Origin of the sequence: Microvirga terrae (assembly GCF_013307435.2) — a bacterium.
Lineage (GTDB): Bacteria > Pseudomonadota > Alphaproteobacteria > Rhizobiales > Beijerinckiaceae > Microvirga > Microvirga terrae.
This window is the reverse complement of record NZ_CP102845.1, coordinates 4,800,441-4,825,014: the sequence shown is the minus strand read 5'-3', so window position 1 is coordinate 4,825,014 and position 24,574 is coordinate 4,800,441. Positions and strand designations below refer to the sequence as shown.

The following is a 24,574-nucleotide window of genomic DNA, read 5'->3' as shown; positions in this document are numbered from 1 at the left end:
CCTGCTTCTACCCGAACCCTGCAATGCTAAACCGGCGGCTAGGCTGCCCGATCGAAACTTGCGATAAAGTCGGCCAGGCGTTCGCCCTGGATCAGGATGTGCTCCCGGAGGAGGCGCTCCGCCCGCTCGCTGTCCCCGGCACGGATGGCCTCTACGATGCCCTGGTGCTCCGCCAATGAAGTTGCCACACGGCTGCGGGCCCGCAGCTGGAGCCGCCGATAGGGTTTGAGACGGGCATGAAGGTGTTGGGCCTGCTCCGCCAGAAAAGCGTTCTGGCAGGCTTCGTAGATGACGTGGTGGAAGCGCTCGTTTGCATAGTAGTAGGCATCGGCGTTTTCCTGCGATGCCTCCCGAACGCAGTCTTCGTGCGCTTTCTCGAGCTCCTTCTGCATTGACTCGGTGATCCGCCGGGCCGCCAGAGCCCCGCACATGCCCTCGAGAGCGGCCATGACCTCGAACCGCTCGACGACGTCTTTGAAGCTGAGAGAGGCGACGAAGGCGCCTCGTCTTGCCTGCAATTCAACCAGTCCGGTCGAGGCAAGCTGCATCAGGGCTTCTCGGATCGGGGTCCGGGAGACCTCGAAGCGAGCGGCCAGGCTCTGTTCGTCCAAGCGCTCGCCAGGGCGAAACTTGCCTGTAACAATGTCCTGCTCGAGGGCGTCTCTCAAAGCTTGAGCGCGTCTCATCTCACATGTCCTGCTCACGAGCATCCTAGATCAAATGCATATAATCTTACAAGACATTTCTTGTATACAAGAACATTGACACCTAATGCAAATGCGCGCAGTCTTTCCTGAAAGGGCAATGAGGGATCCGCCTGCGCAATCCCCGCGAGTTGGTCTAAAGCCAATCGTCCATCCGACGCAGAGGAGGAAACAGAGGAGCGGGTGCCATGTCACCACAGCTGATCTCAATCTACGCCCTCATGGCCATGTTCGTGGTCGCCACCATCCTGCCGATCAACATGGGTGTGCTGGCTTTCGTTGGCGCTTTCTTGGTCGGAACCCTGGTGGCCGGCCAGACCACCAGCGCCATCATCGCAGGCTTTCCCGGCGGTCTGTTCCTGACCCTCGTCGGGATCACCTTTCTTTTCGCCATTGCTCAGAACAACGGCACCATCGACTGGCTCGTCCGGCTGGCGGTTCGGGGCGTGCGGGGACGGATTGCCGCGATCCCATGGATCATGTTCGGGATCTCTGCGGTTCTGACGTCGGTTGGCGCCGTCAGCCCGGGCGCGGTTGCAATCATCGCACCGATCGCGCTCGGCTTCGCTCTCAAATACAGCATCAATCCGCTGCTCATGGGCTTGATGGTTGTCCACGGGGCTCAGGCCGGCGGCTTCTCGCCAATCAGCATCTATGGCGGCATCACCAACCGGATCGTGGCCAAGGCCGGACTGCCGCTCAACGAGATCGCGACCTTCCTGGCGAGCTTCGGCGTCAACCTGGCCGTCGCCGTCCTGCTTTTCTTCGCGCTCGGCGGTCGCAAGCTCCTCCAGGCGAGGGCAGTCGCGCCGGCTGCCGTTACCGTCTCCCCCGTTCAGATAGCGATGCCGCAGTCAGGCCCGCAGATCTTCGGCGATTCCGAAGCCGAGGCCCTTAGCGAGGAGATCAGGCTCGAAACCGGACAGAAGCCGAACCGTTCGATCATGGATCGTCCAGACGAGGCATCGACAGTGCCAGATGGCGGTCTGTACCAGATCGTCACGCTGCTTGGACTCGTCGCTCTCGCGGTTCTCGTCCTTGCCTTCAACCTCGACATCGGCTTTGTGGCGATCACGATTGGCCTGATCCTCTCCCTGATGGCGCCAACTCTGCAAAAGCGCGCGATGGGCCAAGTCGCATGGCCGGAAATCATGCTGATCACGGGCGTGAGTACCTATGTGGTCGTCCTCGAGAAGATGGGCACCATCTCGTTTGTCGGGGACAGCGTCGCTGGTCTGGCTTCCCCGATGCTCGCTGCACTGCTGCTGTGCTTCATCGGTGCCGTCGTGTCAGCCTTTGCCTCCTCCACGGCTGTGCTTGGATCCCTCATCCCACTTGCCGTGCCGTTCCTGCAATCAGGCACCGGTGTCAGCCCGATCGGCTTCATTGCTGCCATGGCGGTTGCGTCGACCATTGTTGATGTGAGCCCCTTCTCGACCAATGGCGCTCTCGTCCTGGCCAACGCCCAGGGTGTTGACCGGGAGGCGTTCTTCCGCAAGCTCATGGCCTATGGCGCCCTTGTGACGGTGGTCGCACCGATCGTCGTTTGGGCTCTGTTCGTCGTGCTGTGACGCTAATCGTCTGGTGTGGATGAAGGAGATGAACGTGAAGCTTTCTCGATCAATGGCAGGGTTGGAGGCGGCGCCAGCCTTCCTGAGCGATCTGATAGATACACTGACTGAGCGAGGGCGTTCCCTGCTTGGTCAGAAAGCGGCGCGGGAGATCGTCGCTAAGGACGCTCTTCCCACCGTGGGTGAGATGCTGCTCTCTCGGAGAGGTGAGGCATCCGGCGTGGCCCTCGCACAGACGCTGTTGGCAACTTACAGCGCCGCACCGGGCGAGGACCGCCTCGCATTCCTCCAGGCACTGGCGGATCGCTTCGGACCCGACCGCCGCCGCATAGCGCAAGCGATCGAAGCGGTGCGTCAGGATCAGGGAACGGATGCGCTTGAGGGCCTGCACGCCGCAGCCGAGCCCAGACGGCAGGAGCTGATCCGTCGCCTCAACCTGGCTCCTGGCGGAACCTCCGCCTTGGTGCGGATGGGCGAGGAACTGCTCGAGTACCTGCCCAAGCACCCGGAGCTGAAGCCAGTCGACGCAGACTTCACCCATCTGTTCTCATCCTGGTTCAATCGGGGGTTTCTGGTGTTGCGGCCGATCGACTGGACCACGCCTGCCAATATCCTGGAAAAGATCATCCGCTATGAGGCCGTGCATGCGATCCAGAACTGGGATGACCTGCGCAACCGCCTCCAGCCGGACGACCGCCGCTGCTATGGCTTCTTCCACCCGCAGCTCGTCGACGATCCGCTGATCTTCGTCGAGGTGGCGCTGACCAAGGAGATCCCCGGCGCGATCGGTCCGCTGCTTGACCTAGGCCGCACCCCGATTGCTGCAACTGAGGCGACCACGGCCGTGTTCTACTCGATCTCGAACACTCAGAAGGGCTTGGGCGGGGTGTCCTTTGGCAACTTCCTGATTAAGCAGGTGGTGGAGAACCTCAAGCGCGAACTGCCGAACCTCAAGACCTTCGTGACCCTCTCGCCGGTCCCGGGCTTTGCCCGCTGGCTGGAACGCGAGCGCAAGACGGAGGAGTCGGCCTGCCTCGATGCCACGGCCAAGGAGACGTTGATGCTTCTTGATGAACCAAGCTGGAGCAGTGACCCAGGGAAGGTGGAGGAGGTTCGTGATGCCCTTCTCGCGGCGGCGGCCTATTACTTCCTGAAGGCCAAGGATCCTAAAGGTCGTCCCGTCGATCCAGTGGCCCGCTTCCATCTCGGTAACGGGGCGCGGCTTGAGCGTTTGAACTTTGTCGGCGATCTCTCCGCCAAGGGCTTGAAGCAGTCCCATGGGCTGATGGTCAACTACCTCTACGCTCTCGATGAGATTGAGAAGAACCACGAAGCCTTCGCCGAGAAGGGCGTGGTCGCTGCTTCACCGACGGTCCGCAAAGCCTTGCGAACTGATCTCCCGTCTCGCGATCTGGTGCCTACGCCATGACCGCCATCGCCCACGATATCTTAACCGGGTCCATCATCGACCCTCGCTTCGGAGCCCACGCCATGAACGCGAACCTGTTCGATCGGCTCGAACGCTCGATCACTGATTCCTCAAAGACCGCCATCACGGCACCCGCCGGTGACACTATCAGCTATGCCGACCTGATTGCCCTCTCGGGGCGATTGGCCAACGTGCTGAGCGCCCGCGGGGTCAAACCCGGCGACCGCGTGGCCGTCCAGGTCGAGAAGTCGGTGCCGGCTCTCGTCCTGTATCTGGCCACCGTTCGGGCTGGTGCCGTCTATCTGCCGCTCAACACCGCCTACACGCTGGCGGAGCTGGAGTACTTCATCGGCGATGCCGAGCCGTCGCTCGTCGTCTGCGATCCTTCCAAACGCGAAGGGATCGAGCAATTGGCTTCTAAAGTGGGAGCGGCCGTTGAAACGCTCGATCCTGCAGGGCAGGGCTCTCTCATGGAGGCCGCGGTCGAGGCCCCTGACGCGTTCGAGACGGTGCAGAGGGCCGGCGATGACCTCGCGGCGATCCTCTATACGTCAGGCACGACCGGCCGCTCCAAGGGCGCCATGCTCACCCATGACAACCTTGTTTCCAATGCCATGACCCTGAAGGAGGTCTGGCGCTTCACGGCTGACGATGTGCTGATCCACGCCCTGCCGATCTACCACACCCATGGTCTGTTCGTGGCGAGCAACGTCACCTTGTTCTCCGGTGCGTCGATGATCTTTCTGCCGAAGTTCGATGCCGATGAGATCCTGGGGCTGATGTCCCGCGCCACGGCCTTGATGGGCGTGCCGACCTTCTACGTTCGCCTGCTGCAGCATCCTGGCCTCACCAGGGAGGCGACCTCCGGCATGCGCCTGTTCGTGTCAGGCTCGGCGCCCCTGCTGGCCGAGACCCACCGCGAGTGGAGCGCCCGCACCGGTCACGCCATCCTGGAGCGCTACGGCATGACCGAGACGAATATGAACACCTCCAACCCCTACGATGGCGACAGGGTACCAGGTGCCGTTGGCCTGCCGCTGCCCGGCGTGTCGGCCCGCATCACCAACCCGGACACCGGTGAAGAGCTGGCAACGAACCAGATCGGCATGATCGAGGTGAAAGGTCCGAACGTGTTCAAGGGCTATTGGCGCATGCCGGAGAAGACGGCGTCCGAGTTCCGCCCGGACGGCTACTTCATTACAGGCGATCTCGGCAAGATCGACGAGCGCGGCTACGTTCACATCCTCGGGCGCGGCAAGGACCTGGTGATCACCGGAGGCTTCAACGTCTACCCGAAGGAGATCGAGGACGAGATCGATGCCATTCCAGGCGTATTCGAGAGTGCCGTGATCGGCGTGCCGCACAAGGATTTCGGCGAGGGGGTGACCGCAGTCGTGGTCCGCTCGAAAGAGGCAGAGGTCGACGAGCAGACGGTCTTGGCGGCACTCGACGGTCGCTTGGCGAAGTTCAAGCTGCCGAAGCGTGTCGTCTTTGTCGATGATCTACCCCGCAATACCATGGGCAAGGTGCAGAAGAACGTACTGCGTGAGAAGTTCGCCGATCTCTACACGGCCAAGGCCTCGTAAGCTGTCAGCCGAGAACCATTCCTGATACGTTGAGGATCGTAGCCTAACATCTACGGTTCCCAGCTTGTCCGAGCGCCACGGCGGGTGGCGTTCCTCAACTGAGAGACCCGGTGGACAGGGCTGGAGCGAGCAGAAGCACCAAAAGCCTATGCGTCTATGTACAGGCTGCATGACGAACATGCAGTCTTGCCTGTTTTGAACGGCCAAGTGAACAGCCATATAAACTGAAGGAAACGCTCAAGGGCTCTTAGAATTCCAGTAAGGAGTCTGTTCCTTGACGATCATCGCTCTACTTCGCCATTCGCTGGCTAATCTTCGCCTTAAGTCAATTCAATTCCAACAGCAGAAGGCTCTCCGCTCCCGTGAGAGAAGCTACGGCTTCTGGACAACCTTGGTTGCGGCACGACTGCAGGAGGCGGAACTCATCGCTAGCCGGTATATCCCGCGCCTGGACAATGCGGCCGCTGGGGAGCCCATCCCCCATTTCAAAGGCTGGACGCAGCACCGCTGATGGTAACCAACCTCTGCTCAGAAATCGCTATAAGATCTCGGATGTTTTGCCGAGCTCCTGAAGGGCAGCCAGAGCCTTGGATGGCTTGCAGCGGACATCCGTAAAAATCCCCTGCGACGTCAGCGGCCAGCGGTTCTCACCGGTAACGCGGAGGCTGCGCCAAGAGAAACCCAGGTCGATCCGGTGCCGCCTTCACGCTGCAGGAAGACGTAGCCGGTCTGTCGCCACGGCAAGACGGTGTCATGCTTGTTGTCGAGGACGAAGTCGCCCAGATCGGTGCGCACCATCAGGACCGCATGGGGTGCGCCGCCCTGATCGAGCACAGCCGCCATGCGAAGGGCTCGCCGGGAGAGCCCGGCCGCAACGAGCCGCTTGCGCTTGACGAGCTGGAAGTCCTCGCAGTCGCCATAGCCATCCTCGGCAAGGTCCCAGCGATCCGCCACCCCCCAGTGCTCCTGATCGGTGATCGGCCGGATGCCGGCATTCACCTGGCGGTTGATGCGTGTGAGCGTCTCCCAGCCCTGTGGCGTCAGGGCGATCCTCGCCGGTTCCGAAGGGTCGACCGTGCACTCGTCCGGCCTGTGCTTGCAGAAGCGAATCCAGCCTGGCACCGGCATGACGGCGTGGCTCCTGGTGGCGAGAAAACCGGACTTGAGGGGAGTGCTAGCCGTCTGAGCGTTCGCCCCGCCGCTGACCAGCAGAACCATAGCCAAGGCCGCAGGATGAAACCAGCGACCAGGACATGGTCGACCGTTCGCCCGCCTGAGAAGTGGTGCCCGCATGTCCCCGACCGTACGATTATGATCATTCTAAAGTGAGCTGACATGTCGAGTCAGGCAATCTCAAGGCAGGAGCCGATCCCGTTTCCTCTGCATCTGGAACTCCGGGCATCATTACTCGCCTTTCCATGAGTTTTGTGCCGATCCGATCGCAGCTGTGAGGATCTCGCAGCCGGCGCAATGCGGGCTCTCGTGACGAAATGCAGAGCGAGTGTTTCCATCAGATAAGCAGCAGCCGCGAATTGGCTCGACATGATGATGCAAATACATTGATTGAGACCTGCTCCATATCCGGCGTCCTGTGCAATTGCCCCCATGTCCCTATTTCTTGGCGTCCGCACAACAAAAAGGCCCGGGCTGCCCCGAGCCTCTTCGACTGCTGCTGATGCGGCGATCTTAGTAGGTGCCGAACTTGAAGTTCAGCTTGGCCCGCGCGACGAAGAAGTCCTGCTCGTCGTTGTTGCGCGGCAGGAACACATTGACCGGGGCGCCGCCCACTGGCGTAAAGGTCCCGATGGGACGATTGATGTCGTCATCGTCTTGATCGATGCTGACCCACAGACCCTCCAGGCCGAGGGTGACCGCACTGTTGCCGCCGAACAGGTTGAAGTTCGTGGGAAGCGCCCACTCGATACCACCGCCGACGGCCCAGCCGGTGTTGTCTTCCGTGTAGGCCAGACCACCCGTGGCGTAGACCAGGAAGCGGTCGAACGCGACACCGGCGCGCAGCCGCACCGAGCCCCACCAATCCGCACCGTTCTCGAACTCGCCGGGCACAAAGGTGCCGCCGGCAAAGCCCGGGCCCGGGATGAACACCGCGTTGTTGTCGTCGTTGTTGTCGATGCCCTGGATGTCGGCTTCGGCACCGATCACGAACGAGCCGATCTGGTAGTTGTAGCCGATCTGGCCGCCGCCGGTGAAGGTGGCATCGTTGTTGTTATCGAACAGGAGCGTGCCGCCCGCGATGCCGCCCGGAACGCCGGGGCCGGTCAGGATCACGGGTTCGTCGTTGCTGTCGCGCCAGCCCCAGCCGAGGTTGCCACCGACATAGAAGCCGGTCCAGGTGAAGACCGGCACGGCCGCGATGACCGGTGGAGGGGCCGCACGGACCGGCAGATCCGCGGCGGACAAGGACGAAACAGCCCCCGTTGTGAGGGCTGTGGCAGCGAGCAGGCTAAGAATACGAGTTTTCATGAGCAATCCCCTTGTGGGCGAGATTCACAAGGGCAGAGTATGGCTCGACGGCCAAGAAGGGCTATAGCAAAGGTGCAACACTTGTTTGGACTCTACTATTTAGGTCAGTATAGCTGATATGAATGTACACCTAAACTTTCGTGAATACTTTTGTTGGATTTGACACGCCGCGTGGGACATGACCTACTGGCCTGACTTCGGCGTAATCCCCGAAGGCGAGGAGATCACTCAGACCCTGCCCTCCATGGGGCAGGGTTTTTTTATGGCACACCTCTCACGACCGTTCAGGTCCGCAAACGGCCGTCCGAGAAATTCACTCCGCCGCAAGCCATTGGCGGATATAGCACGTGACCCCACCAAGTGCCCTGGAGCACGTAGAGAACGCAGAAACCCTTTGGGATCGCAAAACCGCTCAGGATTGGAGAGTTGCCCCTTGACCCATTAGAGAACGACATCGGCACAGGGCTGACCTTAGCCGTATTTCTGCAATGCGCCTGCGAGCTGACTTTCGCGTGACTTGGCTTGAGGGCCCAGACTGATCCAGGCCAACGCGCTCCGACTGGCTCCTCATCGGCTCTCTCGCCCGTAGACGCAGAGAGGCGCCGCCACATCGGCTTGGCTACCGCGCATATTCTAGGTCAACTGTTACCGGCACGATCGCTCTGGCAGTCCTTTGCAACGGAGCTTATACTGTCTAGCTTTAGTGGCGTTAGCCGGTACACTGGCTCGGCCGCCGTTGGGGCGGTATGACCGGAAGGCTGGGGTCATGCGGTTTCGGTTCGGCTTTCAACTCTCCGTCACGGCACTGTTCGTCGCGGTCGTGCTGGCCGTCGGCCTTGCCCTCGTCTTCCTCAGCTTCGACCGCGCTCGTTCCATCACCCGGTCGGCGGCTCTGAGCTTCATTGACCGGGTCGCCGACCATACAGCCGACCGTGTGAACGGACAGTTCAAGGACGTCCTCGATATCCTGGAGGTGTTGCGACAGCTCCAGCCCGTGGAGTCCGGTACAATCCTGGGCAATCCACCTCTCTATGCGACGCTCGCAGCGCTCCTGCGTCGGCACGGGCAGCTTTACAATCTCTACGTTGGATACGAGGACGGCGGGTTCATTGAGCTCGACCTGCTGGATCGGGCAGGACCTGCGGTCCGCGCACAACTCCAAGCGCCGCCTGAGGCCACCTTCCGGCTGACCGTGATGGAGATGCTGGCGGGAGACGCAAACCGGACCCGATTCACGTCCTATTTCTCGACCGACCTCACCGTCCTCGCCCAGGAACACCGCGTAGCTGATTATGACCCGCGCGAGCGACCATGGTATCGAGACGCCTTCCGGCCCGGAGCCGGTCCGATCACCGAGCCTTATGTCTTCAAGATCGCCAACCTGATCGGCTACACCGTGCGGGCACCATTCCCGCAGGGGCGACGTGGTATTGTGGCCGGGGACATCCTGCTCGCTGAGACAGATTCATTTCTGCGTTCACAGAGACTCGGTCCGTCAGGTGTCGTGTTTATCTTCGATGATCGCGGACGGATCATCGGCCATCCCCGCATGACCGAGATCCTGAACGCCCAGGCGGCGAGCGGGTCGCTCGACTTGCCGCACCTCGGCCAGCTTGTGGCGGTCGACATTGCCCAGCCGCTGAGCGCTTGGCGGCAGGGCGGGGCGGCACGACAGATCTTCGAGGCGACGGACGGGCGGACATACGTTGCGGCATTCCGCTCAATCCAGTCGGCTGGATCCTCTGGCCTGCGTCTTGCCGTTATGGCGCCTCTCGACGAGTTCTTCGCCGAGATCGAGGCCGGACGGCGCCAACTGTTCCTCCTGGCGCTTGGCTTCGTCCTTGCGGCACTCCCGGTCGTGTGGTGGATTGGATCAATGCTGTCGGGCTCTATGAAGGCGCTGGCGCTCAAGACAGACCGTATCCAGAGGTTCGAGACGGGCGGGGATCCGAGGCGGATTCGTTCGATCATCCGTGAGATTGACGACCTCGGACGATCTGTGGCCACGATGCAGACCGTGGTGCGGGCATTCGCGAGCTTCGTGCCGAAGCGCCTTGTTCAGCAGCTGGTGGCTACCGGTGATGCCCTCGAGCCGGGCGGGTCACGCCGAGAGGTCACAGTCCTGTTCACGGACATCACAGGTTTTACGGCAATCACGGAGAGGGCTGATCCTGAGCAGGTGATGCTGCGCACCTCGCGGTATCTGGCCGTTCTGTCCGCCGTGATCATGGAGCACGGTGGTACGGTCGACAAATTCGTCGGGGATGCCATCATGGCGATCTGGAACGCGCCGGCTGACGATCCGCATCATGTCGCCCATGCCTGTGCAGCGGTGCTGGCCTGCCGTGAGGCCAACCGGAGGCTCAATGTGGAGTTCGAGAAGGAGGGCTGGCCTCCTTACCGGACCCGGTTTGGGCTCCATAGCGGGGAGGCGGTCGTCGGAATCATCGGGTCGGATGATCGGATGGCCTATACGGTCCTTGGGGCGGCAGTGAACCTGGCTGCGCGGCTCGAGCCGCTCAACAAGGAATACAACACTGAAATCTTGGTCAGCGAGGCCATCCAACGCCAAGTATCTGACCGCTTCACCTTCGGGGCCGTCGACACGATCCAGCCAAAGGGCTTCGCGGCGAAGATCCAGGTATACGAACTCTGCGGTGAGCGGAATGGACAGCCCCACAGGAGCGATCGAAGCTGACGGGGATGTGTGGTGCGCAAACTTACTCGGCCCGCGACCACGCGACCCTGAAGACAGGTTGCTGGAGCTCGCGCATGCGAGGCCAAGATTGCTTTACAGCTCCATCAACTATCACTGTGAAGCGGAGCAAAGGCGGTCGTCCCCCGATCCTGTCTCAAACTGACAAGGGATCGTCATGATCGGTCAAGCGCGGTGCGGCGGTAACGATAGTGTCAGCCGGAAAGGCCACGGGCTGGCGGGCCAACCGCCGATCGGCCTGCCTGGAATGCATCAATCGGACGATGACCCCGGTTGACCGGGGACATCATCACGGCGAGGCGCACGGAGACACTCACGGGACATGCTAATGCAGGCACTACACAACATTTGCAAGGGAGCGGGTCAGGCGTTCCTGCTCATTATGATGACGGGTGGCTTGGCGTCTCAAGCCGTGGCGCAAACGGTGCCTGCGCCACGGCCTGTGGGACGGATGTCCATCAACCAGACCCAGATCGCCTTCATCGGCAGCGCGGCGGTCGGTGGCGGCACGCTGTTCTTCCGCGGTCGCTCGTACCCGTTCACGATCAATGGCCTCGGCGTCGGCGGCATCGGCGCCTCAAAGATCAAGGCAACCGGCGACGTCTACCAGCTCGCCCGCGTCTCGGACCTGGAAGGCGTCTACGGACAGGTGCGCTTGGGTTGGGCCCTGGCCGACCAAGGCAACGGACGGCTCTGGCTGCAAAACGACAAGGGCGTGGTGCTGCGGCTGCGTACGAAACGCGAGGGCTTGATGCTGGCCGCTGGGGCTGATGCCGTGCGCATCCAACTCCGATGAACTGATGGTCGCTCTGCGCAACTCGGTGATCATGGTTCTCCTGCCGCTCGGCGCCTGTGCTAGCGTCAAAGGCGTACTGGTGCCCGCGAACGCATTGGTTCCAGGGGCGGGTCTCCCAGGCATGGCCCAGCCTCCGCCGGGATTATAGCCGAGTTGGTGGGGAAGTGCTGCGGCAGACGCATGCCCATCGCGGGGAGAGCGTCCATATCCCACCGTCTCGACCTTCTCGCAGACCTTCCGCCGGTCGGCTGCGAGCCGCCGATGGTGAGGCGGCACGTGTGAAGCGCGGCCACCGTTACCCAAACTGTCAAGGCAATGTCTTGATCGATCAAGCCGTCTGATCTGGAGCGGCTAGGGTTGTCAGCGGACGCAGGGCCTACCTAGTGATGCGCACCGTTGCACCACCCGCACGGCAGATGCAGCCCAGGTGTCCCCTCCGCTACTTACAGTAGCGGATGCGTGCCGGAATGGCCTTGACCGGATAAAATCTGGTTGCCGACCGGCGAGGTGACGCGGCGCTTGATTGGAGCATAATCGACGGAGGCAAATATGAAGCTCGCAATTGCATTATCGGCACTGGCAGTGGGTTTCATGGCTGCCAGTTCCGAGGACGCCCGCGCGGTGGTCTACTGCCAATACATCAACTATCCCGTCGGCTGCGTCGTCCGACCCGGCGTGGTGCTGCGCCCGCGGCCAGTGGCCCGTGCCGCGGTGACCCCAGGTGTTGGTGCGCCGGGCGTCGGAGTGCGGCCTGGAACACCGATGAACCGTGGCGGTCCGGTCAATCGCGTGGGCAGACGCTGAGCGATCCCCTCCCGATGTGACCGACTGGGCGGCTGCGGCATGCGCGAAACCGTGAATGAGGATCGATCAGCGGATCAGACTGTGCCGGACATTGGAAACGCGCCCGCGACCTCGACCACATTCGATACGGTGCTTCGCGTCGGACTGGTGGCACTGCTAGTCTATGCCTGCGCCCGGATCGTCCTGCCGTTCGCGTTCATCCTGGTGTGGTCGACGATCCTGTCGGTGATCCTGTATCCCCTGCACCTCCGTCTGACCGTCCATCTCGGGGAGCGCTGGTCGGCGCTGCTGATCGGGCTAGTGGGCGTCGCGGTTATGCTGGTGCCAATGGTCATCGTGGTGACCTCACTCGCGACGTCACTCTATTCACTGGTCTCGATCTTGCAGGCTCACGATGTGGCGATGCCACCGCCGCCGCCTTGGCTTGATGGGACACCGCTGGTCGGCAGGAAGCTGACGGAGATCTGGACCCTCGTCGCCACCAACCTGCCCGCGGCTCTGAAGCAATACGGCCATTTGCTGAGCGGACCTTTGACGTGGTTAGCCTCCTTCGCCGGCGGTCTGGCCATCGGTGAACTGTCATTCGTCCTCTCGTTCGCGATTGCGGCCGTGCTCATTGTCTTTGGCAAAGGAGGTGCCGAATTCGCCCAGCGCTTGCTGGCCCGCGTCACCGGCAGCACGGCACGGGCAGGGCAATTGGTTACGCTGACGGCTGTCACGATCCGCGGTGTGGGCCTTGGGGTGGTTGGCGTGGCGCTGATCCAGGCACTGCTCTTAGGTGTCGGCTTCTTCGTGATCGGGCTTCAGGTTGCTGGCCCTTTGACGCTCATTGCGCTCTTGTTGGGAATCATGCAGGTGCCTTTGCTTTTGCTGTCACTTCCCGTCGTGATCTATGTCTTTGCGGTAGAAGCGACGCAGGCGGCCGTCATTTTTCTGGTCTGGAACATTGTCGTCGGCCTGAGCGACAATGTTCTGAGGCCGTTGCTGCTTGGCCGAGGCCTGGAGGTACCGATGCCAGTCATTCTGATGGGGGTCATCGGTGGGGTGATCGTCGACGGACTTCTTGGCTTGTTTGTCGGCCCCGTGCTTCTGGCCGTCAGCTATGTGCTCTTGGTGGAGTGGTTACAGCAACACCCGGCCGAGGGCCATTATCGTCGTGACGAGCCAGCGTCCGAATCCAGCCCCGATGATGGTGGGGATCGTGAATTCTGCGGGGACGATAGCGAGATGCATGCTTTGGCTCCGGCCGCCAGGAGTGGCCATCGCTGAGGCAGCGATGGAATAGGAGTGTTGACGTTCGGCTTTCGTGATCAATGCACGAGCTTGAAGAAGGAACGTCGCGTTTTGGCACGGGGCCGACCTTAGCCTTCCGTCCGCTTTGGATAAGACCATCGGACGTTCCTGTCTATGACCGAACTTCACTGCCTGACCTAACTCGGACGTCCCTTGAAATTGCACTACAAGAAGTGCAGCTATCATTGGACCGCGCAGATCGAGATGTGGGCGTCCACTCGACCGCTTGATCCTCTAGGGTGCGGAGCCGGTTCGAGACATTACTCACCAGCCATGCCAATTGAACGAAACTAGCAGTTCCCTGAGCACGCCCCACTGAGCTGTCCACGGCCGCTACCGGAGAATGGCTCCTGCGTTGAGGTCCAGGGAGCATTATCACAACGGAATAAGTGCTATGCGTTTTTATCATAGCGAAGCCCTGGTAGCGTTGCTAGCGTAGATGCTCGCTCGCGTAAGAAGATTACAATATGAACGAGTGGCTACTGCGAGCGTGTGAGACTTTGTAAGCGCAGATGCGCCTAATAAGAAGTAGAAGAGGAAACGCTATGCTGGTTTTAACTCGCTCATTGCTGGTCTTAACGGCAACGGGGATCGGACTTTTCTTGGGTTCTGCGTCGGCCCAGACAGCTGATGAACATACGAGCGAAGTCAAAAGGATCATGGATCATGCATCCTACAAAGAAGCCGTAAAGTTCATCGATGGCGACTATGACCGAGTGATCGCTGAGGGCATCAAGCTCACTGAAATTCCTGCGCCCCCCTTCAAGGAAGAGAAGCGTGCGGCCGCCTATGCGCAGATGTTCAAGGATGTCGGCCTAACCGATGTGGAGATCGACCCAGAAGGCAACGTGCTGGGCATCCGCAAGGGAACGGCCGGCGACGGCAAGTTCGTCGCCATCACGGCCCATCTCGACACGGTGTTTCCCGAGGGAACTGACGTCACCGTTAAGCGTGAGGGCACGAAGTTGTATGCACCGGGCATTGGTGACGATACGCTGAGCCTTGCGATCAATCTCGGCTACATCCGCGCTCTGAACTCCGCCAAAATCCAAACGAAGGAAGATATTCTTTTCGTTGGCACCGTGGGCGAGGAAGGCCTCGGAGACCTGCGCGGTGTGCGCTACCTGTTCACCAAAGGTAAGTATAAGGACAAGATCAAGGCCTTCTTCACAGTCGAGGGCGGCGGCATCACCAGCGTAACCAATGGTGGCATCGGCTCTAAGCGGTACCGGGTCACCTATAAGGGTCCTGGCGGCCATAGCTATAGTGCTTTCGGCCTCGTCAACCCAGCGTTCGCGCTCGGCGAAGCCATCTCCCTGTTCTCGCGCAGCTTTGTGCCTGCAAAGCCGAAGACGACCTTCAATGTCGGCGTGATCACGGGCGGCACCTCCGTCAATTCGATTCCGTTCGAGGTATCGATGGAAGTTGACATGCGTTCGGAATCGGACGCGGAACTGAAGCGCATCGAGGAACGCCTCCTCACCATCGTTCAACAGGCAGCGGATACGGAGAACTTTGCTCGATCGACGAAAGAGGGCAAGATTACCGTCAAGGCCGAACTGATCGGCGACCGTCCATCCGGGAGCACGGCGGAGACGCAGCCGATGTATCAGTTCACCAAGGCAGCGCTCGAGGCGAATGGTTACAAGCCAAATTACAGCTGGGGCTCTACAGATGCTAATATGCCGATGAGCCTCGGCATCCCAGCCCTGTCCATTGGTGCGAAGGGACCTGACAAGAACGGCCGCAGCCATTCGCTCGATGAATGGGCCGACGTCGAAAAAGGCCCCTTTGTGAAGGGCATGAACACCGCGCTCATCCCACTCTTGGCCGTCACCGGCCTCCAGTAGGCGAAGCGGATCCGCCCGGGTGCTCTCGTCCGGGCGGATCTCCGAAGGGCAGCGTGACCCGATGTGCCTTGTGCGTTCTGCGCTGCGTACAATAAGCTGAATGGCGAACCGCCGCTCAGGGCCTCGCGCACAAGCGGCGACGACAAACGGAGAAGGACATGCTGACACGTCGTGCTGCGGCCCTCGCTTTTGCGGGATTGCCGCTTTTATCCGAGGCGAGCTTCGCCGCTGAGCGGATCCGGATGTTCGAGCTCTATGAGGACGATCAGAGCTTTTCCAAGCGAGCCTACGAGCTCCAAGGAAAAACGATCGAGATCCAAGGCTTCATGGCGCCCCATTTGAAAGTCGCATCCGATTTCTTCATTCTGTCGAATACACCGGTCGAGACCTGTCCGTTCTGCGCGAGCGAGGGCGATTGGATCGACAGTATTGTGTTCGTGCGCATGAAGAGCCAAGGCGAGACCATTAATCCGGGCCGCGTCATCAACACCGTCGGGCGCCTGGAGATCGGCGCGGAGACCGATGCCGAGACAGGCTTTGTCAGCCGGGTCAGGCTCGTCGAAGCTGCCGTCCGGCTCGCATGACTCCGAGGGTCGATTCGCCCGATGTGCTAACGGCCACCGGCATCTCGGCCTCGTTCTCGGATGCTGCCGGCGAGCCCATCAGAGCGCTTACGGCAGTCAATGCACGTTTTCATGCTGGCTCCATGGTGGCCGTCGTGGGGCCATCCGGATCAGGCAAAACGACCCTCATTCACGCGCTCGCCGGCATCGTTTCGGTGAGCGCTGGTGAAATCCGTTTCGGCGAGACAGTGATCTCCCGTCTCAACGAGACGCAACGCGACGCTTGGCGGCATGCAGCGTGCGGTATGATCTTCCAGGATTTCCGCCTGATCGAAGAGCTTGACATCTTTTCGAACGTCATACTCCCGGCGACCTTCTCGAAAGTTCGGGTGCCTTCGGATCTTAAACGCCGCGCACTCGAGCTCCTGGAGAAATTCCAAGTGCCTCATCGGTCGGGCTCCGTCTCCGGATTGTCTCGTGGCCAGCGCCAACGGGTGGCGCTAGCCCGGGCTCTCCTGATGGATCCACCGATCATCCTCGCAGACGAGCCGACCGCAAGCCTCGACCCTGAGAATGGCGACCGCATTGCGCACGAATTCGACCGGCTGGCGCGATCGGGCAAGGTCGTCATCTGCGTCACCCATGATGAGAGGCTGGCGGCCTATGCCTCGTCGGTGCTGACTATGCACGACGGTCGCTTGATTGATGTCAATCCTCACAGGAAGGTATCCTGACGGATGCCGGGAATATGATGAATCCGCTTCTCATCATCTGGGCGTCATTGCGGCAGTACCGCTTCAGCGCTCTGGCCTTCGTTCTCCTCATTGCAGCCGGCACGAGCCTGTCGGTGGCGATCATCTCTCAGGAGCGCGCCCTGAGAACCGGGAGCGCCCGCGCAGCTGATCGGTTCGACCTCGTCGTAGCGGCCCCAGGCAGCCGTACCGATGCTTTGCTCACGTCAGTCTTTCTGCAACCTGGATCCGCTCGCCTTCTCTCGCCCGAGATGACGGCACGGTTGCTCAACGACCCCAATGCTGCCTTCGTTTCGCCGCTGGCCTTCGGCGACAGTATACGTGGAACTCCGGTAGTAGGCGTGACAGCATCCCTCGTCGATCATCTGTCCGACGGTCTAGCGGAAGGCCGTCTCTTTCTGAGCCGGCAGGAGGCGGTGATCGGTTCGGCCTCGCCTCTCAGCGTCGGCCAGAAATTTAGGCCGGCACATGGCGTTCATTCGCAGGACGCCCCTGAGGACGACGATCACGACGCAGGCGGTCATGCTCATGCTGAGACTCACGACATCGCCCTGACGGTCGTCGGCCGCATGAAACCAACCGGATCACCCTGGGATCGCGCCGTGACGATTCCTGTTGAAGTGGTGTGGGACGCTCATGGATTGCCACCTGGGCATCCAGAAGGGAGCACTCAGATTGGTCCCCCCTTCGACCCCGCTCGGACACCCGGGATCCCGGCAGCTGTTGTGCATTCGAGAACGGTTGCATCAGCGTATAAGCTGCGTCAGGCCTATACGACCAACGACTCGATGGCGTTCTTCCCGGCAGAGGCGCTCATCCAACTTTATTCTGTAGTTGGAGACGTGCGGCAGTTGATGAGCATTCTCGCCGTGATCACGCAGGCTCTCGTTCTCTTGGCGATCGTGTCGAGCGTGCTGATCTTGCTTCGGCTTCTTATGCCGCAATTCGTCACCCTGAGGGCGCTCGGAGCGCCTCGTCTCTACGTTTTCGCGGCAGCTTGGGGCTTTATGGCCGCCCTCGTACTGGTCGGCGTTGCGATCGGTCTCGTCGGAGGCTATGCCCTCTCATTCGGCATCAGCCTCTGGCTGTCCAACAGGACGGGCATTGCCCTGACGCCATCTCTAGGAGAGGCAGAGATCCTGATAGGACTTTCTATCCTGGCAATCGGTCTTGTCCTTGCGCTTGTTCCAGCATCCCGACTGCAGCGGCGCCCGCTCGCGGAGGCGATCGCCAAGTATTAGCCTGAGTCACCGGTCGATCAGGTCAGCTTCTGGCACGCCTCGGTCGTTTGTCTCGTGGCTGCTTAAGCCTCAGGTTCGGACGTTGCATCCATGATCTTCGGTGAACTCCGAGGCGGCTCCTTGGGGGGCCGCCTCTGCGTTTAGATTTCAACCTGCTCCGCAATCAGAAGAGCATCGTCGACGTCGATCCCAAGATACCGAACAGTGCTCTCAATCTTCGTGTGGCCGAGCAGAAGCTGGACCGCCCGGAGATTGCCTGTTCTCCGATAGATCATCGAAGCTTTGGTCCGCCGCAGGGAATGGGTGCCGTAGGCTGAGGGATCGAGCCCAATCGCGCGAAGCCAGGATGCCAGGAGGCGAGCATACTGGCGCGTCGTCATCGGCTTTCGCCGATTGACTCTGCTCGGGAACAGTGGCTCCCCCTTGTGTAGATCCTTTTTCTCTAGCCAACGCGCCACAGTCTCCCGGGTTTGCTCCGTGATCTCGAACTGAACAGACCGGCCGGTCTTTCGCTGCACGACCGTAGCTCGGGACCGCACTCGCCCATTGAGGGCCACGTCATAGACGCGGAGTGCGACCAGGTCACAGGCTCGTAGTTTGCTGTCGAGGAATAGGTTGAACAGGGCCAGATCCCGGATGCGATGGGCAACCTGGAGCCTGACCCGAATGGACCAGATCTCCTTCGCTTTCAGAGGCGGCTTGGGGCCAATCAGCTTGCTCCGGTTCCATGGTGTTGTGGTACGGCAGGGATGGTCAGCGGTACTGTCTTGCATTGCAGTGCTCCTGAAACGAAGCCCCCGCAATGAACCTTGGCTGGTTGTGACGACAGGAAACCCATGGCTGAGCATCCCTTCCGAAGCCTTCGTCAGCTAACCGTGGTAAGTTGAACTTTCTGTGCCCAGCGTCGATCTCTTGCTTAGTTGCGTGGGACGCTCGGGATCGCTGTCCCACTGGGTCAACCTAACCTACGCGGTGGCTGAGGATTGTATCCGCATTACAAGGAGCTTCCAACTCTCTTGGAAGGAAGTTCGCGTCCTGTTCGGTCAAGTTTCGTACTGAGCGTTATGCGAATTACGCGGCAGACTTCCACACCGGCTTTTGTGAAAAGGTGACCTTGCAAGGTTGCAATGACAGGCCGCATGTAAACGATTACACGCGGCAAATGAGTGACCTTGATCGTGAAGTGCGTGAGAAGCTGCAAAAGCTGGAGAGCATTGAGGCCCGGCTATCAAAGCATGAGAAGACCACCCTTCATGGCTTGATGTGGGTGACCGTCCTGGCGTGCACAGTACTCGTCCTCGTCGGCTACCACATCATCCGTCTATAGAGCCGTTCAAGGCCCAGCCAGCTCATTCCATACTGTTTGTTCTCAGAAATTTTCGCTGTAGCCGCAAAGTTAGAATGTCCTGATCCTGCAAAGTAGAAAGATCACACTCCCCGCATATGGATGATGCGGGAGAACGCGGATGGGACTGGTTGCAATGAGCGAACGCGACCTGCAGCGGGAGGTTCTGTCGAAGGTTGTCGAGGGCTGCGCTAACGATTGCTTCGGCGCCTCATGTCCTGGCATCGTTCGATGAAGTACATGGCAATCTCCGAACCTATCCGATTCCGATGGTGGTCGAGAGCGCACTGATGCGGCGTACCACCGCCGCATTAGTGCCGGGTCATGAACCTCTCCCGCGTGCTAACAACCTGCTCTACGAGACGGCGCAAGCTGCGGATCGAGCCAGATCGCCAGTGCCGGCGTAGAAGGCCGATCTCGCTTCCTATGAGCGGGTTAGCCCAGCGCTCATCGCCCACCCGCTCCCGATAAACGGTCCGCAATAGCGACGAGGCCAGAGGCTCCAGGTGCTCTGCTCCCGGCCGTGGTACCTCGACCACCTGCAGCCGGTCGAGCAGTGGTCGCGGCAAGCCTCTGGTCGAGTTCGCCGTCAGGATCACGCTCACCCCGGAGAGATCAACCGGCACCTCGAGATAGGGATCGAGCAAGGCCGCGGCCCGTGCCGGCTCGAGCAGGCCCAGGAGGGACCTCTTGATGTCCCCATTCCGGTCCGAGCCGCCGGCCTCGGCTGCGAGGTGGGTCCGCAGCCCTGCACCAGCCGGGCGGTGCCGGCCTGGCGGATCAGGGTGCTGAGGCGCTCCTGCAGGTAGACGATATCGGTTTTGTCGAAGGCATCGCTGGTCAAGGGGTAGATGGTTTCGACAAAGGCGCGAGCGGGGTTGCGGCGGTGGTCGGGCAGGCGGGTCGGCAGCTTGCCGCCTTCGCCGTTGTAGAGGCGGAATTCGCCCGTGTCCGGGTCGATGCCGCCCAGAAGGTAGGTCGCGGCCTGCTTGAGCAAGGGGTGGCGGAGGAGCAGGAACAGGTCGGACCAGCGGGCGCGGATGACCTCGACGCGGCAGACCTTGCTGGTGAAGACAGCAATGCTGGTGTTGGGCAAGGGGAAGGAGACCTCGAAGCGGTTGAGGCGCATGGGCAAGCTCCTGGGTTCGCCGGCGCACAGCACGCACGGCGGGGAAAAAGGGCAAAGGGGGAGGGCGGCCGACGGGCGCAGCCCGTCAGCGCTTCAAGCAGGAAGGGGAGGAGACGTCAGGCGGCGGCGTGCCAGACCTGGGTTGTGCTCGAGAGGGGCTGCGTCAGGTCGAGCCGCAGCTGGCCGGCTCGCACGAGCGCCAGGATGACGGCGGTGGGTCGGGGGTGCCAGGGCAGGCAGGCGCACAGCTCATCGAGCGAGGCGTGGCCCACCTCGGCGAGGATGGCGAGCACGAACGCGGCGATGGCGGGGGAGACCTGCGGGTCCGCGGCAAGCGTGATGGCGGGCTGCGCCACGTCATCGAGGTCGGCCGAGGTGAACTCGGGCACGGCGGGGGCGACGATGTCGCTGAGGACGGTCGGGGTGGGTTGGGAGTTGCGCATGAGCACAGCTCCGCTAGAGATGGAGTCAACCATCTGATTCTCCTGTTACGAGCAGGAACCGGATGGCCAGGCTGCTGGCAGGGACTGCAATTCCCTGCCGGTAGCCGCTTTCGGCATCCGATCACCACCGAGGCGGGTGCCCGGTACCATCAATATGGATCAGCGGCGGTACGCTGGGAAGATGGGCCCAAAATCACTTCACAAACAAGGTTAACACAGAGCAAAAACAGGCCAGCGCCAGCTGTCATGCGCTCTCTTGTGTTGCAGAATGCCCGACGCTTCTCACCTCGCTGCGGCGTCGATCAGTCGAATGGGCGGGCGTCACGTCTAAGCGCGGCAGCTTGACGATCTCCTGCACCAGTACCGTCGCGGGATAAGAGCCGTACTCGGCACCGACGCTGCCGGCGGCATGGCCCTGCAGCGCATCGAGCTTGTCCGACGCAATGCCGGCCTCCCGGCCGCGCGTCTTGAACAGGTGCCGCCAGCCATGGTTCGGATCGACATTGGGATCATCCACACCGAGCCCTCGCACCCACTCGGCCAGCTTCTGGCCCATTCGGACATAGGTCGGGTTCTCGGCCCGAGCCGCCCGCTGGCGCGCCGGAGAGTAGAACAGCGGCCCCTTGCCCCGGGATCAGACGAACGCCAGAAAGCCCTGCTCGATGAGGTGCGGATGGAGCGGTACGATGCGGGCGACGCCTGTCTTCACCGTTCCGGCCTCCGGCGTGATCCGCATTACCCAGACGCCGTCCTCCTCATAGATGTCCTGACCCCTGAGCCGGGTCATCTCGTTGACGCGAGCACCACCATAGGCGCACAGCCACGGCACCCAACGGCGGGCCGCTGCGTGCTCAGGCGAGATCAGGCGGCTGGGCTGGGCAAAGGTCGCCGACAGAATCAGCTTCTGCTCGCGCTCATTGAACTCGCGCTCGCGTAGCTTGGGCTTCTTGGGCACCTTCATCTGGACGTCAGCTGCAGGATTCACCTCGACCTTCTTCTCGTGGACTGCCCAGCCGTAGAAAGATTTGACCGCCGCGTGCTTCGACTCCTCGATCGTCTTGGGATCGAGGCCGCGCTCGATCAGGTGAGCCTTCCAGCGTCGCACGTCGCCTTCGGTCACTCGAGCGATATCGTCGGTGCCGACAAAGGCGAGGAGATTGCGCATCGCGCCGCGGTAGCTCTTTGCGGTGCCGGCGGCGGGCTTCCTCTCGGCGAGGTAAGCCTCCCAAGCCGGCTCGAATAGGACGGAGGGCGAGACGATTGCAGTCTGCGGAGCGCCTAAAGGCGGGAAGCGTGCCTCGCGAGGGTCAGGGGAATAGTCGCCCTGCGCCGCCCGCAGGAGGCGCTCGTCCGCCTGCTCCACCGCCTCGGCGGCCAGGCGGGTGAGGGTCGCCAAGCCGGCTGCATCGACCTCGATCCCACGCTCGGCCAGGATGGCCTCGACCGCAGGACGATGCAGCTGCCGAGCCAGAAAGCGATCGACAGGCCGCGCCTTGGGCGAGTGAGAGAGGCCGTCCATGAGCAACTCGTCCCGCCAGCGGTCGGGACTGCCGGGATCCGCCTCGTGCGCCGCGGCCCGACGGCGGTAAATCTCGCCTGCGAGCGCCACAGCCTCCTTGTGCGTGAGCCTGACGAGCGGCTTTGGCGCAGCCGCTTGCCTCAGGCGCTCCCACTGGGCTGAGACTTCGGCGGCGACTGCGGCGTGCCGCGGCCCAGCCTCACGCCAGTCACGGGTCTCCAGACTGACCTTCTCCTCGCGCTTGCCGACGAGCGGACGGAGCGCTTCGGGAACGCCGCGGCGGAAGTAGTAGATGCCAGTGTCGGGATGCTTCCAGGGGCTTGCCACGCGCATGACCTTTGTACCACCCTTTTGTACCAGGATGGCAGCCGCAAACCCAAGCCGGGCTTCAACTTGGCGTAAACAAAGGCTTTCTAGGGATGCTGGCGGAGAGGGGGAGATTCGAACTCCCGATACGGTTGCCCGTATGCCGCATTTCGAGTGCGGTGCATTCAACCACTCTGCCACCTCTCCGGGGTGCGAAGGCCCTGGGGCCCGCTGGTTGAGGCCGGGTGGATATCATGGGCTTGGCGGGTCTTCAAGCACCAAAAATCAGGTTTTTGATTGACAAAGGAGAGGGCAGCCCGTAGGTAGGCGTCATCTATGAGCGGGTCCGCGTGCCTGCTCGTATCCATGCGGCGGCTCGAGCCTGCCGTGAACCGAAGCCGGAAACTGCCAAAAAGCCAATCCGGTGGGGCTTTCCCCGCTGAGAATTGGGTTTGAACACGAGGATCAGATGTTCGCAGTGATCAAGACCGGCGGCAAGCAGTATCGCGTTGCCGCCAACGACGTCATCACCGTCGCCACGCTCGCAGGCGAGCCTGGCACTGCCGTCACCTTCGACCAGGTTCTCATGGTCACGAACGACGGCTCGACCCAGGTGGGCGCCCCCCTCATCGAGGGCGTGACCGTGGCGGGCGAGGTGGTGGAACACACCCGCGGCGAGAAGGTCATCTCCTTCAAGAAGCGCCGTCGCCAGAATTCGCGCCGCAAGCGCGGGCATCGCCAGGACTATACCGTCGTGCGGATCACCGAGATCCTCGCCGGTGGCGAAAAGCCCAAGAAGGCTGCGGCCAAGAAGACCACCAAGGCTGCGGCTGACGAGGCTGCGCCGGCCACCGCTGAATAAGCGTCGGCATCACCCAGGAACACGGGAGTAACCCATGGCTCACAAAAAAGCAGGCGGTTCGTCTCGCAACGGCCGCGACTCCGCAGGCCGTCGTCTCGGCGTCAAGCGGTTCGGCGATCAGCAGGTCGTCGCCGGCAACATCATTATTCGTCAGCGCGGCACCAAATGGCATGCCGGCGCCAATGTCGGCATGGGCAAAGACCATACCCTCTTTGCCACGGCTGATGGCCGAGTCCGATTCCTGACGCGTCAAGGCCGAGCCTTTGTATCGGTCGTACCGGCCCAAGAGGCCGCAGAGTAAACGGCGAGAGCGAAACGAAGGAGCTCCCGCCGGCATCACACCGACCCGGCGGGTGAAGAGCTCCAGACAGGCCCTAAAGGCCAAGCTCCAATCCGAAACTGACAGGGGAGGTGGGATGTCCACCTCCCCTTCGTCATTTCTTGGGCCCAAGGAGGGCCCACCGGATCGGAGCAAGACGATGTTTCCCGACCTCACCCGTGACGATGTTTTCCGCCTCGAGACCCGCGGCCTCTGGCTGCGCTGGGCCCGTCTCGCGGATGCCCAAGCCATCGTACGCCTTGCCGGGGAGAAATCGGTCGCGGAGATGACGGCTCGAATTCCGCATCCGTATCACCCGGACGATGCCGAGCGATTTATCTTCATGTCCCGGCGGTCCAATGCGGACGGCCAGGGCCTGCAGCTCGCGATCACGCCCAAGGGCAAGCCCAACAGCCTGATCGGCATGGTGGGCATCGGTCCGGACCCCGAGACGGGAAAGCCCAGCCTCGGCTACTGGCTCGGCACCCCCTACTGGGGGAGGGGCTATGCCACCGAGGCGGCGAGAGCGCTGATCGACGCCTTCTTCGCCTATGGCGATGGGGACGAGCTCACCGCGTCGACCCGGGTCATCAACCCGGCTTCCCGGCGGGTGCTTGAAAAGTGCGGCTTCGCCTATCAGGGCGCCGGCCTTGTCGAGCTGCCGGCCCGGGGAGGGCTCTACCCGGCCGACCATTTCCGCCTCGACCGGCGGGCTTGGGAGAGCCTGAAGAGCTGGGGCCATACCGGCCTCGTGCGGGAGCCCCTCTCCGTCGAGATCGAGGTGGACCGGGGGCTGTCCCTCGCAAGTTGAAACCAAGGGAGCGCTCCCGTGATCACGGGAGCGCTTCGCTTTTATCCGCGT

General features: G+C 61.7%; 24 protein-coding genes, 1 tRNA gene and 1 pseudogene. 15 read left to right on the top strand and 11 right to left on the bottom strand.

Going from position 1 to position 24,574, the window contains the following annotated elements:
• Nucleotides 1-38: 38 nt before the first annotated feature.
• Nucleotides 39-548, bottom strand: a complete 510-nt coding sequence (locus HPT29_RS22695; protein ID WP_349774727.1) for a GntR family transcriptional regulator — start codon at nt 546-548, stop codon at nt 39-41.
• Between the two features lie 3 nt (nt 549-551).
• Nucleotides 552-686 (bottom strand): annotated as a pseudogene (locus HPT29_RS28740) (GntR family transcriptional regulator); the annotation flags it as partial.
• A 206-nt stretch (nt 687-892) separates the two neighbouring features.
• On the opposite strand from HPT29_RS28740, the gene HPT29_RS22690 reads away from it, so the two are divergent.
• The 4 genes from HPT29_RS22690 to HPT29_RS22675 all read left to right on the top strand — a co-directional run bounded on the left by HPT29_RS22690 (nt 893) and on the right by HPT29_RS22675 (nt 5,801).
• The gene (locus HPT29_RS22690) at nt 893-2,275 is read left to right on the top strand and encodes an SLC13 family permease (protein WP_173946926.1); all 1,383 of its coding nucleotides are present in this window, start codon (nt 893-895) and stop codon (nt 2,273-2,275) included.
• A 52-nt stretch (nt 2,276-2,327) separates the two neighbouring features.
• Nucleotides 2,328-3,704, top strand: a complete 1,377-nt coding sequence (locus tag HPT29_RS22685; protein ID WP_173946930.1) for a malonyl-CoA decarboxylase — start codon at nt 2,328-2,330, stop codon at nt 3,702-3,704.
• 62 nt (nt 3,705-3,766) lie between these two features.
• The gene (locus tag HPT29_RS22680) at nt 3,767-5,290 is read left to right on the top strand and encodes a malonate--CoA ligase (RefSeq protein WP_173946931.1); all 1,524 of its coding nucleotides are present in this window, start codon (nt 3,767-3,769) and stop codon (nt 5,288-5,290) included.
• 274 nt (nt 5,291-5,564) lie between these two features.
• A complete protein-coding gene (locus HPT29_RS22675; protein ID WP_173946927.1) occupies nt 5,565-5,801 on the top strand; it encodes a hypothetical protein in 237 nt (78 codons plus the stop codon).
• A gap of 119 nt (nt 5,802-5,920) precedes the next feature.
• Here HPT29_RS22675 and HPT29_RS22670 read toward each other — a convergent pair whose 3' ends face one another.
• Together HPT29_RS22670 and HPT29_RS22665 are read right to left on the bottom strand one after the other, a co-directional pair.
• The gene (locus HPT29_RS22670) at nt 5,921-6,508 is read right to left on the bottom strand and encodes a transglutaminase-like cysteine peptidase (RefSeq protein WP_432807270.1); all 588 of its coding nucleotides are present in this window, start codon (nt 6,506-6,508) and stop codon (nt 5,921-5,923) included.
• Nucleotides 6,509-6,976: 468 nt separating this feature from the next.
• Nucleotides 6,977-7,774: an outer membrane protein gene (locus HPT29_RS22665; protein ID WP_173946668.1), complete on the bottom strand. Its 798-nt coding sequence runs from the start codon at nt 7,772-7,774 to the stop codon at nt 6,977-6,979.
• 766 nt (nt 7,775-8,540) lie between these two features.
• Between HPT29_RS22665 and HPT29_RS22660 the strand changes: the two genes are divergently transcribed.
• Nucleotides 8,541-10,472, top strand: coding sequence for an adenylate/guanylate cyclase domain-containing protein (locus HPT29_RS22660; protein WP_173946669.1), 1,932 nt, complete (start codon nt 8,541-8,543; stop codon nt 10,470-10,472).
• Nucleotides 10,473-10,941: 469 nt separating this feature from the next.
• A complete protein-coding gene (locus tag HPT29_RS22655; protein ID WP_173946670.1) occupies nt 10,942-11,286 on the top strand; it encodes a DUF1134 domain-containing protein in 345 nt (114 codons plus the stop codon).
• A gap of 443 nt (nt 11,287-11,729) precedes the next feature.
• Here HPT29_RS22655 and HPT29_RS22650 read toward each other — a convergent pair whose 3' ends face one another.
• The gene (locus HPT29_RS22650) at nt 11,730-11,879 is read right to left on the bottom strand and encodes a hypothetical protein (protein ID WP_173946671.1); all 150 of its coding nucleotides are present in this window, start codon (nt 11,877-11,879) and stop codon (nt 11,730-11,732) included.
• On the opposite strand from HPT29_RS22650, the gene HPT29_RS22645 reads away from it, so the two are divergent.
• From HPT29_RS22645 to HPT29_RS22620, 6 genes are all read left to right on the top strand, one after another.
• Entirely contained in the window at nt 11,878-12,090 is a 213-nt protein-coding gene (locus tag HPT29_RS22645) for a hypothetical protein (protein WP_259060778.1), read from the top strand. The two genes, HPT29_RS22650 and HPT29_RS22645, sit on opposite strands and share 2 nt — an antisense overlap.
• 39 nt (nt 12,091-12,129) lie before the next feature.
• Nucleotides 12,130-13,359: an AI-2E family transporter gene (locus HPT29_RS22640; RefSeq protein WP_173946672.1), complete on the top strand. Its 1,230-nt coding sequence runs from the start codon at nt 12,130-12,132 to the stop codon at nt 13,357-13,359.
• A 569-nt stretch (nt 13,360-13,928) separates the two neighbouring features.
• Nucleotides 13,929-15,233 (top strand): M20/M25/M40 family metallo-hydrolase, encoded by a 1,305-nt coding sequence (locus HPT29_RS22635; RefSeq protein WP_173946673.1) that lies wholly within the window; start codon nt 13,929-13,931, stop codon nt 15,231-15,233.
• A 158-nt stretch (nt 15,234-15,391) separates the two neighbouring features.
• Nucleotides 15,392-15,817, top strand: a complete 426-nt coding sequence (locus tag HPT29_RS22630) for a hypothetical protein (RefSeq protein WP_173946674.1) — start codon at nt 15,392-15,394, stop codon at nt 15,815-15,817.
• A 122-nt stretch (nt 15,818-15,939) separates the two neighbouring features.
• Nucleotides 15,940-16,530, top strand: coding sequence for an ABC transporter ATP-binding protein (locus HPT29_RS22625; protein WP_173946675.1), 591 nt, complete (start codon nt 15,940-15,942; stop codon nt 16,528-16,530).
• A 14-nt stretch (nt 16,531-16,544) separates the two neighbouring features.
• Nucleotides 16,545-17,789, top strand: coding sequence for an FtsX-like permease family protein (locus tag HPT29_RS22620; RefSeq protein WP_259060288.1), 1,245 nt, complete (start codon nt 16,545-16,547; stop codon nt 17,787-17,789).
• A 140-nt stretch (nt 17,790-17,929) separates the two neighbouring features.
• Here HPT29_RS22620 and HPT29_RS22615 read toward each other — a convergent pair whose 3' ends face one another.
• The 6 genes from HPT29_RS22615 to HPT29_RS22590 all read right to left on the bottom strand — a co-directional run bounded on the left by HPT29_RS22615 (nt 17,930) and on the right by HPT29_RS22590 (nt 22,738).
• Nucleotides 17,930-18,562: a tyrosine-type recombinase/integrase gene (locus HPT29_RS22615; protein WP_173946677.1), complete on the bottom strand. Its 633-nt coding sequence runs from the start codon at nt 18,560-18,562 to the stop codon at nt 17,930-17,932.
• A 1,173-nt stretch (nt 18,563-19,735) separates the two neighbouring features.
• The gene (locus HPT29_RS22610) at nt 19,736-20,263 is read right to left on the bottom strand and encodes a GIY-YIG nuclease family protein (protein WP_173946678.1); all 528 of its coding nucleotides are present in this window, start codon (nt 20,261-20,263) and stop codon (nt 19,736-19,738) included.
• A 116-nt stretch (nt 20,264-20,379) separates the two neighbouring features.
• Nucleotides 20,380-20,706 (bottom strand): hypothetical protein, encoded by a 327-nt coding sequence (locus tag HPT29_RS22605; RefSeq protein WP_173946679.1) that lies wholly within the window; start codon nt 20,704-20,706, stop codon nt 20,380-20,382.
• A 244-nt stretch (nt 20,707-20,950) separates the two neighbouring features.
• A complete protein-coding gene (locus HPT29_RS22600) occupies nt 20,951-21,262 on the bottom strand; it encodes a site-specific integrase (protein ID WP_173946680.1) in 312 nt (103 codons plus the stop codon).
• Between the two features lie 78 nt (nt 21,263-21,340).
• Nucleotides 21,341-22,558 carry a DUF6538 domain-containing protein gene (locus tag HPT29_RS22595; protein WP_173946681.1) on the bottom strand — a complete coding sequence of 406 codons (1,218 nt, stop codon included), beginning with the start codon at nt 22,556-22,558 and terminating at the stop codon, nt 21,341-21,343.
• 90 nt (nt 22,559-22,648) lie between these two features.
• A tRNA-Ser gene (locus HPT29_RS22590) sits at nt 22,649-22,738 on the bottom strand.
• Nucleotides 22,739-23,000: 262 nt separating this feature from the next.
• On the opposite strand from HPT29_RS22590, the gene rplU reads away from it, so the two are divergent.
• The 3 genes from rplU (at nt 23,001) to HPT29_RS22575 (ending at nt 24,523) form a co-directional block, all read left to right on the top strand.
• Nucleotides 23,001-23,393, top strand: a complete 393-nt coding sequence (gene rplU, locus HPT29_RS22585; protein WP_173946682.1) for a 50S ribosomal protein L21 — start codon at nt 23,001-23,003, stop codon at nt 23,391-23,393.
• Nucleotides 23,394-23,427: 34 nt separating this feature from the next.
• Complete coding sequence (gene rpmA, locus HPT29_RS22580; RefSeq protein WP_152710638.1) at nt 23,428-23,694, top strand: 50S ribosomal protein L27; 267 nt, start codon at nt 23,428-23,430, stop codon at nt 23,692-23,694.
• A gap of 178 nt (nt 23,695-23,872) precedes the next feature.
• The gene (locus HPT29_RS22575) at nt 23,873-24,523 is read left to right on the top strand and encodes a GNAT family N-acetyltransferase (RefSeq protein ID WP_173946683.1); all 651 of its coding nucleotides are present in this window, start codon (nt 23,873-23,875) and stop codon (nt 24,521-24,523) included.
• Nucleotides 24,524-24,574: the final 51 nt, after the last annotated feature.